A 12,777-nucleotide genomic window follows, 5' to 3' on the forward strand; every position below is an offset into this window, starting at 1 on the left:
AATTTTCAGGTTCAAAATTTTAAGAATTGATGAAATAGTAAAACCCTACCAACTATTTTAAAAATTGGGAATCAACGTCATTTTTCAGCAATTTGGTATTCATTTGGAACAATGACCTCTTGATTATTGCTCGATCAATTGGGATTTTAATTATTACCATTATCTTTTTTTTGGGGGGGTCAAATAAGATTTCTTTATTAGCCTTATTTACCAAAGCAGGTAATCCTAATTGGGATTGAAATGCTAGTTCATTTGAATGACCAACCAAAGCTTGAGCGGATGCTTCCCAAAATGGGGAGTTAGCATTTGGATATATTAATATTGCCATAATTGGTGCAATGCCATTATACTTTTCATTTTTATTAGGGTACTTTATTACCTTATCAAGAAACTTTAAACAACCAGTAATGGCTGGATTAGCTTCATTTACTGCTTTTATTGTAGCATTTATGGGGCAAGTTTTTTCTTTATGAGTGCCCAAGGATTGATTATGGCATTAATTGTGGCATTATTTACATCTGAACTATTTATATGGTTTGGAAATATGAAAAAGTTAGAGGTTAAACTACCCTCGGGAGTACCCCACTGTTGGGAAGTTCTTTGCGGTCTTTTTACCAATGACCTTTACTTTAGCGAGTGTAGCGTTAGTTAACATTTGTTTCTTAGCACCGGTAATTGCTACAACAGGATGAAGTGTTGACACTTGGCAAAACCTTGTTATTAGTAGTTATAAAGGTGGTTCAATTTGACAACCAGCATTTAAAGACTTTACAATTAGTGGTAATGATTTTTTAGAATGAGTTACTAAAACTGGACCATATAAAGATGCTAATATTGATACCAATTCATTATTTATCAATGGTGCTACTGCGAATATTATTAATGGTTATGGGAATGCTACTGATGTAGTGGGAATTAATAATTATTTTGATACAATCCGAAACGGAATGACAAAAGATGGTTATAACTTGTTTGGCCAATATTTAGTTTCGAGATTTGGTGGAGAGATTAAAGGAATTACTAGTTTACAAGATAGTGTCATTGATATTAAAGCTTCTATGGGAACAACTGGTATTGTTGTAATTTTAGCGGAACGCTGAAACCAAATCCAAGTTCCGACAAACGCCTTTGGATTCGGAGCAGCAATTTATAAATTCTTTACTTGATAATTCATTGGTTTTGCAACTGGTGATGATGGATTAGGATTAGCAATCTTATATGTCTTTATGATTTCATTCTTCTGGTTCTTTGGAGTTCACGGGTCAAATATTATGGCTGCTATCTTCGAACCAATTTGATGGATGATTTTAGGAATTAACACCGCGTTAGTATCAACAGGAATGCCAAAAACTGTGAATGAAAATTCTGAGTTAGGAATTTTTGCTAAACCTATCACTGGTTCCAATATAAGCTAAATCATAATTGGCATAATCATCAATTAACTCTTCCAAACTATTGTAGACTTTTGCCATTTGATATTTTGCTTGATACTCTTTTTCTTGCTCAATTGTTAAATTATAAATCCCATAGGGAATAATATCGTTATGATATTTAGTGTTTTTAATATCATCTAAAAATCATCTGGTAATTCTTCCCGCTCCAATAAATACAATTTTCATCTTTATCCTCCTATTGATACCAAATATTTCATGTTGATAATTCTGTGGTTAATAATTTTTTAAGGTTGTTCAAATCATCATAGACTAAATTTTCCCCACCACTCGTAATTACGCGTTGATATCACACATAAGATAATTTTGGTTTACGCGTTTTGGTTTTACTATTAAAATTAGCCGCTACTAAACCATAATCTTTCCAATAACTACCACTTGGTGAATAAATATAACAATAAGTTCATAATGAATAACCAATAAAATTAATTCCTTGGGCAACTGCTTTTTAACTTCATTAATATACAATTCTAAATATTCAATCCGTTCTTCATAAATAATTAATTCGTGAGTCTTATCATCAAAAGCCTCCATTCGATTTTCAATAATCATTAATGGCTTGTGTTACTCCTCAGCTAAAACTTTAGCCCCCGTTACTAACATTGATGGGTCAATGATCCAGTTTCATTTTGTATAGCGAACATTTTTTTTTGGAAAAACTTGTTTAAAGTCTTTAACAAAAAAAGTTGCACTTTCAATTTGCATTTTACCAGGTTACTTTTGGTAATCACCTTTGGTAATATAACAAGGCCGATAGTAATTTCATCCAATTAAATCTAACGGATATTTTTTTAAAAATTCTAAATCAGCTGGTAAAATTTGATAGTCAATTTTATTTTCATCCATTCATGTCAAGAATTCGGGGGGGGGTATGTTCCTTTTAAGTTAGGATTCAAGAAAAATTCTTAAATTATTTATCATATTTTTTAGCTGCCGAGTTATCATCTCTCTGATAAGGAATTGCTGGTGACCAGTCATGGTCAATTCATAACATTGCATCGTGGGGAACATATCCCGCTTTTTTGCTAATTTAAACTCTTCTTTGACAATTGCTCCGGTCAAATGTAAATGATGGAGAGCTTTCATAAAGCTAGCTTTATTTTTTTCGCTCGCGGGTAAATAATCATCAAGATAACCTAATAAGGTAAAAGTTGAATTTTCATCATTAACAAATCAAATTTTGCTATACTTTATAGAAAAATATCTTAGTTATTGATTTAGGGGGAACAATTGATAAATGTGCAGTTTTTCCCAACAAAAAGACATTATCTTAGAATTTTTAATTCCAACTAATTTAAATAATATTTTACTTAATATTAAACATGGAATTGATAAGCAATTTATCAAACATCAAATTGACTAATCTTTAATTAAAGCAATTGGTTTTGCAATCCGGGGGTTTTTAGATGATAAAGCTGGGGTAATTACTTTAGCAGGAAACTTAGGATAAAAAAATTTTAATATTCGTTCAGAAGTCGCGGCAATCTTTAATAAAGAAATTTATATTATTAATGATACTAATGCAGCAGCGTTAGGAGAATATTGATGTGGGGACCATGGTGATACCGCAACCCTTGCTTTATACACTTTAGGAACCGGAATTGGTGGAGGATTAATCCTGAATGGCAATCTTTGAACAGGAACAACTGGTTATGCGGGCGAATTTAGTCATGGCGGGTCATTTTCAAGATAAATATTTGTGTACTTGTGGACTCCAACATTGTATTGAACCAGTGTCTTCTGCAAACAGGGTTAACTAAATTATTAAATGAGCAAGCTAACCAAAACCCAGAAAGTAGTTTAGGCAAATTAAAAGCAAAGTTAGGCGATCATTTAAAATTATTAGACATCAAAGAATTATTTGAACAAAAAGATTTGTTGACAACAACTACCATTTTCGAAGGATTAATTCCCTTAGCCAATCATATTGCTATTTTGTTATATATTCTTAATCCGCAAGCTATTATTTTAGCGGGGGTGTCACTAATTTAGGGGGTAATTTAGCAGAAATTATTAATGAGTTAGTAAAGAAACGGATGGGGGATTTTAATCCTCCCAACCTTTAAAATTGAAATTTCCAAATTACAAGCCAAAGTGGGGGTATGCTGAACTGCTTATTATGCTTTTAAAAATAGTGGATTACTATAAAATATAAATATAAATAAAGGAGAACAATAAAATGAAACAAATAAATTTTGAAGAAATCTCATTTGGAATTATTACTTTTGCAGGAATGGCCAAATCAATTGGAATTATGGCAATCAAATCAGCGAAAGAAGGAAAAATTAGTGAAGCGTGGGGATTAATTACCGAAGCTGAACAAAATCTTGTGGAAGCTGAAAAAACACATATAGATGTTATCAAACAAGAAGCCCAAGGGGTCAAACACCAAATCTCCGTCTTATTTATGCATGCCGAAGACCAGATGATGACTAGTCAAATGGTTGTTGAATTAGCCAAAGAATTTATTAACTTATACGAAAAATTATTAGCAAAAAAAGTTATTGATTAAATAAAAGGAGCTTATAATAATGAATGTTAGAATTGGAACAAGTATTTTTATTCATTTGTTGGCAGATGACTTTAATATTGAAAAATACTTAACAACTTGTGCGGAGCATAAGATTAGTTTTATTTTTACAACTTTAATTGGTTTTCAAAAAAAAAAAAAATAACCAAAAATTATTTACTAAAATGAAAGCATTTACAAAAAAAGCGCAGGAATTAAAGATTGCGGTCTACAGTGATTTAGACCAGCATCTGTTTAATAAGTTTAACATTGATAAAAATAATCGCGAAGAAATGATGGCTTTTTTTGTTCAACAATTAGGGCTAAGTGGAGTACTATTTGACGATAGGGTGACTGGCCCTCTGGCATTACAAAATTATCCAATAATGACAAAAATATTAAAGTAATTTTAAATGGTACTGATTCGGGCAGAGAACTTGAATATATTATTTCTGCAAATGCTAACAAAGAAAATTTAATTAGTTGTTGAAATTTTTATTCGCAACGTTACACGGCGAGTTTGATTGCTTTTTACTGAACGGTTGGCATATGCCCATGAGTGTGGAATTAAAATGCAATCTTTTGTTACTCTCCAACGAATAGATACTGTCGGGACCTGAACTTATAATGATAAATTACCCAGTTTAGAATTTTACCGTGATTTACCATTAGATTTTCAGATTCGTCATTTAATGGCAATGGGGTTTGAAGATATTGTGATTTCAACCCAGTTTATCAATGAGGAAAAATTTGCAATTGTCAAAAATATCAATTTGAATAAGATTAGTTTAGCAATTGATGTTAATCCTGAACTATCACCAGTTGAGCGAGCAATTTTATTTGACCAAGAGATTCATTTTGTGCGCCAAGATCTAGCCGAATATATTATTCGTAGTACCTGGTCACGAATAAAATACCGAGAACAAGATATCCCAATCCCGGAGCAAGTAAAAGAATACCAACCGGGGGATGTTTTTTATTTTTAATAAATAAGGCAAAAAATTATGCGGGAGAGTTACATATTATTTTGAAACCAATGCAATGCCTAATGATGGAATCCACAATTTGGTTGGTCATTTAGATGAAAATGAACAAGAAATTTTTAAATATTTACAACCAAACACCGAGTTTGTGTTTAATCAGAAAAGATAAGAGCACTATCTTTTTTAGTTTGAAATAAATTTAATTATTCCATAATAATATTTAAAACTCCTTTATAATAATATTAATAATATTATTTAAAATAATATTACACTAATCAATTACAAGAAGGGAGAAATTAATAACATGAGTTTTACCGTAATTAAACATCCATTAATTTTAGATAAGTTAACAAGAATGCGAAAAAAAGACAGTAATTCCAAAGTTTTTAAAGAAAACCTTGATGAGATTGCCCAGTTAATGGCGTATGAAATTTTTCGTGATTTAGAGTTAAATGAATTTGAAATTGAAACGCCCGTTGCTAGAACTCAAGGATATAAAATTGCCCGGGATATTGTGTTATTTCCAATTTTACGAGCCGGATTAGGAATGGTTGATGGCATTATTAAATTAGTGCCTAATGCTAAAATTGGGCATATTGGGATGTATCGCGATGAAAAAACAATGCAACCGCATGAATATTTTGCCAAAAAACCAAGTAGTATTGAAAACGCCAATGTCCTAATATTAGACCCAATGTTAGCAACCGGGGGTAGTGCTTGTTTAACAATTGAAAAGGTAAAAGAATGGGGAGCACAGGGAATCAAATTAGTTTGTTTAGTAGCAGCACCTGAAGGGCGCGATTTTGTGGCCAAAGAACATCCCGATGTGGCAATTTATGTTGCGGCATTAGATGAAAAATTAAACGAAAAAGGTTATATTGTTCCGGGACTTGGTGATGCAGGAGATCGGATTTTTGGAACCAAATAAAAAAAATAAATTAATTTGAAAAAATAAGTTTAAAGGTGTAGAATATAAAATGTCAATGATAAGTGTTATCGCTCTTTTTGGGATATTGATTATCGTAACAATTTTATATTTGACACTAAAGTGAAGCTGAACTTTATACTCAGGATTAATGCTAGGGTATTTGTTTTCTCTTATAGGTTTCTTAATCATTTTATTTTCCGGGTGATTGTTAAGTATAAGTTTAAATAAGTATTTTTTTGTCTTAATGTATCTTGTTCGCTTGATGATTTATGCTATTTCAATAATTATCTATGCTTATTGAGATAAATATTTTAATATATTTACCATTATTATTGGTCTTAGCATTTTCTCATTTTCTGCATTGTTTTTAAATATCAAACTCCCAAAAAGAAAAAAGAGAGGAAGTGATGGATAAGTGTTAAAGAACAACTTGAATCTTCTAACAATCAATATTATTCCAGATCCTGATAAAAGTGGGATGGATGCCTGAAGTTCTACCATCTTGCTTCCGCAGTTACTGACGTTAGTAATTACTACTTTTATTATTATGATGTTATGTATTGGTTATTATAAACGACTTAAAAAACTAGGGCCAATGGATGATCCCGGTGGGTTAGTGCTCTTTGCCGAAATGGCAATTAAGTGAGTTGAACGGCAAGTAATTGATTTAATGGGTCCAAAATATAAATTCTTAACAGTATATGTAATTTATTTATTATTATATATTGGGATTGGGAACTTATTAAGTATTGTTGGTTTTGAATCAACAGTAACCGCTTATACAGTGCCTTTATCATTAGGATTAGTAACGTTCTTTGGAATTTACTATTTTGGGATTAAATATCAAAAACTAGCTTATTTCAAAAAATTCTTAATTAACCCCTTAGAATTATTCACACAGTTTGTTCCTTTAATTTCTATTTCATTCCGTTTATTTGGGAATATCTTAGGGGGAACTGTTATTGTTACATTATTGACAACCTTATTGGCCTTCATATGAGGACATATTACTTATATTGGACCAGTGGACTTATTAGCAGGAATTATCTTACCATGGTTAAGTATCTACTTTGACCTATTTGATGGATTAATTCAAGCGTATATTTTTGCAATATTAACCATTGCTTATTGAGCGATGGAAATGCAGTATGGCGGTGGCGAAAAACACAAGGAAAAAAGTATCAAGTTAAAAAAAGTTAAAAATGAACAAAAAGTTCATTTAAATGTTTAAAAAAAGAGTTAAAATATTAATTATATAGATTTATATTGTTAAAAAAGAAAGTAGGAGATTAAAATTATGTTAGATCTATTATCGAATTTTGTAGGAGTTTGATTAATGTCAATTGATGGGTCATTCTCAAAAGGAATGAGTCTAGTTGGTGCTGGTTTAGCAGCGATTGGATGTTGTGGTTCAGGAGTTGGACAAGGTTATACTGGAGGGAAAGCGGTTGAAGCGATTGGGCGTAATCCCGAAGTTGAAGGGAAAGTTCGTACTCAATATATTATTGCTGCGGCGATTACTGAATCAGGATCAATTTACGCATTAGTTATTGCAATTATTTTGGCATTCGTTACTGCTAGCTAATAATTTGAATAACAGACTAAATTACGGAAAATTTGAGAACATTACAAGAATTTATATATCAGAAAGGTGGGGGACACAATAATGATGTGGTTAATGTCAAGACCAATTGAACCAGCGGAAATTATTAATCAGTTATTCCCTAACTTATGAGTCTTCATCGCGCACGTAATTGCGACAATTGTGTTATTAACATTGTTAACAAAATGAGTTTATAACCCATTCCGAAAAGCAATGCGTGCTCGTCGAAACAAAATAAGAGAAATTCTACAAGATGCTGCTGATAAACAAGCAAAAGCTAACTATGTTCAAAAGGAAGCAACAAGTTTGTTAACAACAGCGAAAGTTGAAGCAAATACAATTGTGGCAACTGCGCGTAGTGAAGCGGAAAATAGAAAGCATCAAATTATCGATGCGGCAAAAAAAGAAGCGGTTCATTTAAACGAACAAATGAAAAAAGAAATTGAAAAAGAAAAAGAACAATACAAAGATGATATTCGAAAATCAATTATTGAAGTTGCGTTTGATGCAGCAGGTCAACTATTAAGTAAAGAGATCAGCAAAGATGAGCACAAAAAAATTGTTGAAAACTTTATTGATAATTTAGAATAATATGATAGTTAGTCAAAAATTTATTGAAAACTATGCTGTTGCTTTATTAGAACTTGCTGTTGAAAAGAAAAAAATTGATGAATATTTAAAAACAGCAAACGTCATTATTGATTTGTTCAAAGAATATCCCTATTATATTAAAATGCTTTCTAATACTTATGAATCAAAAGAAGAACGGAAAGTATTATTGAGCAAGGTTTTTAAAGGTAAAATTGAAGCAGATATTTTGCATGCCTTATATTTATTAATCGACAGAGAATCTTTTTATGCTGTTAGATTAATTTTTAAGCATTTACGAAAACTTATTAATGAACGTAATGATGTCCAGTATGGAAATGTTTATTCAGTTGAACCATTAACGCAAGATCAAATTAAAAGAATTCAAGATAAATTAATTAAAAAATTTGGTTATAACATTGAATTGGTTAATAAGATTGATCCCAATTTAATTGGTGGTGTAAAAGTTAAAATTAAACATGAAATTATTGATGGAACATTAGCTGGTCAATTAAAAACAATGAAAGAAAAAGCATTAGGAAATAAATAAGATGTGAGGTGAATAAAGTGGCTTTAAATATAAATGAGATTTCAGAAGTTATTAAAAAGCAAATAAAAGATTATGGTAAAAAAATTGAAATTCACGAAGAAGGAACTGTCGTAACAGTTGGGGATGGAATTTCATTAATTGATGGTTTAGATAATGCAATGATGGGTGAGTTATTAATTTTTCCCCATGATATTTATGGAATGGTTTTAAACTTAGAAGAAGCTGTTGTCGGAACAGTTTTAATGGGAGATGATTCTTTAATTAAAGAAGGAGACCAAGTTCGTCGTTCGAACCGGATTGTCGAAACTCCAGTTGGAGATCCTCTTTTAGGAAGAGTTGTTAACGCTTTAGGACAACCAATTGATGGGAAAGGGCCGTTAAAAACAACCAAAACAAGACCAGTTGAAAGAATTGCCCCCGGAGTTATGACCAGAAAATCAGTTGACCAACCAATGGAAACCGGAATTATGACAATTGACTCAATGATTCCAATTGGAAAAGGACAACGGGAATTAATTATTGGTGATCGTCAAACGGGGAAAACAGCGATTGCGATTGATACCATTCTTAACCAAAAGGGTAAAAATGTTAAATGTATTTATGTGGCGATTGGTCAAAAAGCATCAACAGTTGCTCAAATTGTGGAAAGATTACGCACCGCTAGAGCAATGGATTATACAACAATTGTTTCTGCGACAGCGAGTGAACTAGCACCATTGCAGTATTTAGCACCATATACCGGGGTTACCATCGGCGAAGAATGAATGGAATCAGGAGAAGATGTTTTAATTATCTATGATGATTTATCAAAACATGCGGTTGCCTACCGGACAATGGCGTTGTTATTACACCGTCCACCTGGTCGGGAAGCTTACCCAGGGGATGTTTTCTATTTACACAGTAGATTATTAGAACGTGCTTGTCGGTTAAATAAAGAATATGGAGGGGGAAGTATTACTGCCTTACCTATTATTGAAACGCAAGCGGGTGATATTTCTGCTTATATTCCAACCAATGTTATTTCAATTACTGATGGACAAATTTTCTTAAATTCTGACCAATTTAACGCCGGGGTTCGTCCAGCGGTTGATGCTGGATTATCTGTGTCACGGGTAGGATCATCAGCCCAAATTAAAGCGATGAAACAAGTTTCTGGTTCATTAAAACTTGAACTAGCGCAATACCGTGAATTACAAGCTTTTGCCCAATTTGGATCAGACTTAGATGATGCAACAAAATCAATCTTAGAACATGGGAAACGTGTTGTGGAAATTTTAAAACAAAAACAATATTCACCATTATCACAAATTGACCAAGCAATCGTGTTGTTATCAGTTAATAAAAAACGAACAAAATGAATTCCAATTGAACAAATTAAAGAATTTAAAGATGAAATTATTGAACATTTCCATACATCAGCAAAAGTCTTGCGTGATGAATTAGAAACTAAAAAAGCATTTAATGATGAGTTAATGCAAAAAATTGACCACGAAATTATTAAAGTTGTCAAAAAAGTTGTTGACAAAATTGCCAATTACAAACCAGAAACTTATGGGTTAGCTTCGGAATGAGAAAAGCTAGGAAAGTAATGAGGGTTTAAAAATGGCTGTTGGTAGTGATTTAAAAAAACAAATAACTTCAATTAATTCAATCTCAAAAATTACCAAGGCGATGGAATTAGTGGCAACGGCAAAATTAAAAAAAATTGGGAAACGAATTAGTGATTCCAAACCTTACTTTGCCGAAGTTTATACTGTTTTTAACGATATTATTGGGAAAGCAGATAATTCAATTTATCAAGCACCAGCTAATCCCAAACCAAACAAAAAAACTTGTTGGTTAATTGTTAATTCTAATTTAGGATTAGCGGGGGGATATAATATCAATGTTAATAAACTGGTAATAAAAGAAATTAAGCATACTGATCACATTATTGCGATTGGTTCGAAAGCAGAATCATTTTATAAAAATAAAAATTTTGCACTAGCTTCTGTTCATAAAGAAGTTGACATTAACTTTTCTTATGATGATGCTCGTGAGTTAGCATCCGAATTATTATCTGGATTTAATAATGGCCAGTATGATGAAATTAAAATTGCTTATACAAAATTTATTAATAATGTTACTTTTGAACCAACTATTTTGCAGTTGTTACCAATTTCTAAAAATAGTCAGCAGGAAGCCGAAAAAAATGATAATGTTATTACTGAATTCGAACCTGATCCGGCCACAATTTTAGCAAGTGCCCTCCCAATGTATTTAAACGCAATTATTTTTTCGGCAATTGTCGAATCACAAGTGTCGGAACAAGCTTCGCGCCGAACAGCAATGGAAAATGCAACTGATAATGCTAGTGATATGTTGGAAAAACTATCATTAAAATATAACCGTAAACGCCAAGCAGCAATTACCCAAGAAATTTCAGAAATTGTTGCGGGAGCAAGTGCCCAAGAAAGTTAAGGAGTTGAATAGATACATGGATAAAAATGGAAAAGTAGTACAGGTTTTAGGACCTGTTGTAGATATTCGCTTTCCCGAAGAATATTTACCAAAATTATATAATGCCATTAATGTTGATAATAATGGTACAAAATTAGTGTTAGAAGTTGTTCAACATATTGGTGATGATATTGTTCGAGCAATCGCCTTGGGACCAACCGAAGGAATGGTACGGGGAATGGAAGCTGACGATAGTGGAGCCCCAATCTCAGTCCCTGTTGGGGAAGAAGTATTAGGAAGAATGTTTAATGTTCTTGGTGATCCAATTGATGAAAAACCAGCACCCAAAACAAAAGTTAAACGCCCAATCCATCGTCAAGCCCCAAGTTATGAAGAACAACAAACAATGGCAGAAATTTTAGAAACCGGAATTAAGGTTGTTGATTTATTAGTACCCTTTGCCAAGGGAGGAAAAATTGGTTTATTTGGAGGAGCCGGAGTTGGGAAAACCGTGCTAGTTCAAGAGTTAATTAATAACGTGGCTAAAGCCCATGGGGGGATTTCAGTTTTTGCCGGAGTTGGGGAACGAACTCGGGAAGGAAATGACCTTTACTACGAAATGATTGAAGCAGGTGTTATTGATAAAACAGCTTTAGTATTCGGACAGATGAATGAAACTCCTGGTGCTCGCATGCGCGTGGCGTTAACTGGATTAACAATTGCTGAATATTTCCGGGATGATAAAAACCAAGATGTTTTATTATTTATTGATAATATCTTTCGTTTTACCCAAGCAGGATCTGAGGTATCAGCGCTATTAGGTCGTATGCCCTCAGCGGTTGGATACCAACCAACTTTAGCAACAGAAATGGGAGCGTTACAAGAACGTATTACTTCTACTAAAAAAGGAAGTATTACTTCTGTGCAAGCTGTTTATGTGCCAGCGGATGACTTAACTGACCCCGCTCCTGCCACAACTTTTACCCACTTAGATGCGAAAGTTGTCCTAGATCGGGAAATTGCGGCGTTAGGGATTTACCCAGCGGTGGACCCCCTAGGGAGTTCTTCACGATTATTGGATCCCCAAGTTGTTGGTGATGAACATTATGACACCTCGCGGGGAGTCCAAGAAACTCTACAAAAATTTAAAGAATTACAATCAATTATTGCAATTTTAGGGATGGATGAATTATCTGATGAAGATAAATTATCTGTTTCGCGAGCACGTAAAATTCGTAACTTTTTATCACAACCATTCTTTGTGGCTGAAAAATTCTCAGGAAAAGAAGGAAAGTATGTTCCGGTTAGTGAAACAATTCGTGCTTTTAAAGAGATTTTAAGTGGAAAACACGATAACTTACCAGAACAAGCATTCTTATATGTTGGAACAATTGACGAAGCTGTAAAAGCAGCCAACCAAATGAAAAACTAGTTGTTATGATTAATAAAACAAACTTAAAAATTATTACTCCAAAGGGAGTCATGGTTGAAGAACCTGTTGACATTGTAACGGTGAAAACAATTACTGGTTATATGGGAGTTCTCCATGGTCATATACCCTTAGTATCAACAATTGTTCCTTCGGAAATGTATTATCGTGTTGATAATAAACAATATAAACTAAGTATTAACGGTGGAATTTTACAAGTTGATCAGGAATTTGTTAAAATCTTAGCTGATGAAGTTAACTTTATTGATAAACAAGGTTCATAAAAAAGATTTTATG

Annotated in this window: 25 protein-coding genes; 20 read left to right on the plus strand and 5 right to left on the minus strand. The window is 32.7% G+C overall.

Annotation, left to right across the window (positions count from 1 at the left end):
* Positions 1 to 119: 119 nt before the first annotated feature.
* Both P344_RS05835 and P344_RS05840 read left to right on the plus strand, forming a co-directional pair.
* Positions 120 to 500, plus strand: a complete 381-nt coding sequence (locus tag P344_RS05835; RefSeq protein ID WP_025316914.1) for a hypothetical protein — start codon at positions 120 to 122, stop codon at positions 498 to 500.
* Between the two features lie 117 nt (positions 501 to 617).
* Positions 618 to 1,169, plus strand: a complete 552-nt coding sequence (locus P344_RS05840; protein WP_025316915.1) for a hypothetical protein — start codon at positions 618 to 620, stop codon at positions 1,167 to 1,169.
* On the opposite strand, the gene P344_RS05845 is transcribed toward P344_RS05840, so the two are convergent.
* The 5 genes from P344_RS05845 to P344_RS07720 form a co-directional block, all read right to left on the minus strand.
* Complete coding sequence (locus P344_RS05845) at positions 1,148 to 1,405, minus strand: hypothetical protein (RefSeq protein ID WP_148552265.1); 258 nt, start codon at positions 1,403 to 1,405, stop codon at positions 1,148 to 1,150. The two genes, P344_RS05840 and P344_RS05845, sit on opposite strands and share 22 nt — an antisense overlap.
* On the minus strand, positions 1,371 to 1,619 hold the full coding sequence (locus tag P344_RS00385; RefSeq protein ID WP_025316917.1) for a Gfo/Idh/MocA family oxidoreductase: 249 nt from the start codon (positions 1,617 to 1,619) through the stop codon (positions 1,371 to 1,373). The genes P344_RS05845 and P344_RS00385 overlap by 35 nt, the downstream gene beginning before the upstream one ends.
* A 180-nt stretch (positions 1,620 to 1,799) precedes the next feature.
* A complete protein-coding gene (locus P344_RS05850) occupies positions 1,800 to 2,003 on the minus strand; it encodes a hypothetical protein (protein WP_025316918.1) in 204 nt (67 codons plus the stop codon).
* Between the two features lie 12 nt (positions 2,004 to 2,015).
* Entirely contained in the window at positions 2,016 to 2,156 is a 141-nt protein-coding gene (locus P344_RS06450) for a hypothetical protein (protein ID WP_156028493.1), read from the minus strand.
* 9 nt (positions 2,157 to 2,165) lie between these two features.
* The gene (locus P344_RS07720; RefSeq protein ID WP_269078599.1) at positions 2,166 to 2,297 is read right to left on the minus strand and encodes a hypothetical protein; all 132 of its coding nucleotides are present in this window, start codon (positions 2,295 to 2,297) and stop codon (positions 2,166 to 2,168) included.
* A gap of 391 nt (positions 2,298 to 2,688) precedes the next feature.
* Between P344_RS07720 and P344_RS07725 the strand changes: the two genes are divergently transcribed.
* From P344_RS07725 to atpC, 18 genes are all read left to right on the plus strand, one after another.
* Positions 2,689 to 2,814: a hypothetical protein gene (locus P344_RS07725; RefSeq protein WP_269078600.1), complete on the plus strand. Its 126-nt coding sequence runs from the start codon at positions 2,689 to 2,691 to the stop codon at positions 2,812 to 2,814.
* 144 nt (positions 2,815 to 2,958) lie between these two features.
* On the plus strand, positions 2,959 to 3,144 hold the full coding sequence (locus P344_RS07190; protein ID WP_236681423.1) for an ROK family protein: 186 nt from the start codon (positions 2,959 to 2,961) through the stop codon (positions 3,142 to 3,144).
* A gap of 32 nt (positions 3,145 to 3,176) precedes the next feature.
* On the plus strand, positions 3,177 to 3,443 hold the full coding sequence (locus P344_RS07195; protein ID WP_025331828.1) for an acetate and sugar kinases/Hsc70/actin family protein: 267 nt from the start codon (positions 3,177 to 3,179) through the stop codon (positions 3,441 to 3,443).
* Positions 3,444 to 3,630: 187 nt separating this feature from the next.
* A complete protein-coding gene (locus P344_RS00400; RefSeq protein ID WP_025316921.1) occupies positions 3,631 to 3,963 on the plus strand; it encodes a PTS sugar transporter subunit IIA in 333 nt (110 codons plus the stop codon).
* 19 nt (positions 3,964 to 3,982) lie between these two features.
* Positions 3,983 to 4,126: a hypothetical protein gene (locus P344_RS07200; protein WP_211231565.1), complete on the plus strand. Its 144-nt coding sequence runs from the start codon at positions 3,983 to 3,985 to the stop codon at positions 4,124 to 4,126.
* Positions 4,127 to 4,145: 19 nt separating this feature from the next.
* On the plus strand, positions 4,146 to 4,367 hold the full coding sequence (locus P344_RS07205; protein WP_211231566.1) for a hypothetical protein: 222 nt from the start codon (positions 4,146 to 4,148) through the stop codon (positions 4,365 to 4,367).
* A 117-nt stretch (positions 4,368 to 4,484) separates the two neighbouring features.
* Positions 4,485 to 4,946 (plus strand): MupG family TIM beta-alpha barrel fold protein, encoded by a 462-nt coding sequence (locus P344_RS07210; protein WP_211231567.1) that lies wholly within the window; start codon positions 4,485 to 4,487, stop codon positions 4,944 to 4,946.
* 55 nt (positions 4,947 to 5,001) lie between these two features.
* Positions 5,002 to 5,112 carry a DUF871 domain-containing protein gene (locus P344_RS07215; RefSeq protein ID WP_236681394.1) on the plus strand — a complete coding sequence of 37 codons (111 nt, stop codon included), beginning with the start codon at positions 5,002 to 5,004 and terminating at the stop codon, positions 5,110 to 5,112.
* A 135-nt stretch (positions 5,113 to 5,247) separates the two neighbouring features.
* The gene (gene upp / locus P344_RS00410) at positions 5,248 to 5,871 is read left to right on the plus strand and encodes a uracil phosphoribosyltransferase (RefSeq protein ID WP_025316922.1); all 624 of its coding nucleotides are present in this window, start codon (positions 5,248 to 5,250) and stop codon (positions 5,869 to 5,871) included.
* Positions 5,858 to 6,286: an MG406 family protein gene (locus P344_RS00415; protein ID WP_025316923.1), complete on the plus strand. Its 429-nt coding sequence runs from the start codon at positions 5,858 to 5,860 to the stop codon at positions 6,284 to 6,286. Before upp ends, P344_RS00415 begins: the two co-directional genes overlap by 14 nt.
* Positions 6,287 to 7,102, plus strand: coding sequence for a F0F1 ATP synthase subunit A (locus P344_RS00420; RefSeq protein WP_236681395.1), 816 nt, complete (start codon positions 6,287 to 6,289; stop codon positions 7,100 to 7,102).
* A gap of 66 nt (positions 7,103 to 7,168) precedes the next feature.
* Positions 7,169 to 7,456: an ATP synthase F0 subunit C gene (gene atpE / locus P344_RS00425; RefSeq protein WP_038677531.1), complete on the plus strand. Its 288-nt coding sequence runs from the start codon at positions 7,169 to 7,171 to the stop codon at positions 7,454 to 7,456.
* 81 nt (positions 7,457 to 7,537) lie between these two features.
* Complete coding sequence (atpF, locus tag P344_RS00430; RefSeq protein ID WP_025316925.1) at positions 7,538 to 8,065, plus strand: F0F1 ATP synthase subunit B; 528 nt, start codon at positions 7,538 to 7,540, stop codon at positions 8,063 to 8,065.
* Between the two features lies 1 nt (position 8,066).
* A complete protein-coding gene (locus P344_RS00435; protein WP_025316926.1) occupies positions 8,067 to 8,612 on the plus strand; it encodes a F0F1 ATP synthase subunit delta in 546 nt (181 codons plus the stop codon).
* 17 nt (positions 8,613 to 8,629) lie between these two features.
* Positions 8,630 to 10,201 (plus strand): F0F1 ATP synthase subunit alpha, encoded by a 1,572-nt coding sequence (gene atpA, locus P344_RS00440; protein WP_025316927.1) that lies wholly within the window; start codon positions 8,630 to 8,632, stop codon positions 10,199 to 10,201.
* A gap of 13 nt (positions 10,202 to 10,214) precedes the next feature.
* Complete coding sequence (atpG, locus tag P344_RS00445; RefSeq protein ID WP_025316928.1) at positions 10,215 to 11,072, plus strand: ATP synthase F1 subunit gamma; 858 nt, start codon at positions 10,215 to 10,217, stop codon at positions 11,070 to 11,072.
* Between the two features lie 16 nt (positions 11,073 to 11,088).
* Positions 11,089 to 12,483 carry a F0F1 ATP synthase subunit beta gene (atpD, locus tag P344_RS00450; RefSeq protein ID WP_025316929.1) on the plus strand — a complete coding sequence of 465 codons (1,395 nt, stop codon included), beginning with the start codon at positions 11,089 to 11,091 and terminating at the stop codon, positions 12,481 to 12,483.
* A 5-nt stretch (positions 12,484 to 12,488) separates the two neighbouring features.
* Positions 12,489 to 12,764, plus strand: coding sequence for an ATP synthase F1 subunit epsilon (gene atpC / locus P344_RS00455; protein ID WP_025316930.1), 276 nt, complete (start codon positions 12,489 to 12,491; stop codon positions 12,762 to 12,764).
* Positions 12,765 to 12,777 lie beyond the last annotated feature (13 nt).

The sequence above is a fragment of the Spiroplasma mirum ATCC 29335 genome, from assembly GCF_000565195.1.
Taxonomy (GTDB): domain Bacteria; phylum Bacillota_I; class Bacilli_A; order Mycoplasmatales; family Mycoplasmataceae; genus Spiroplasma; species Spiroplasma mirum.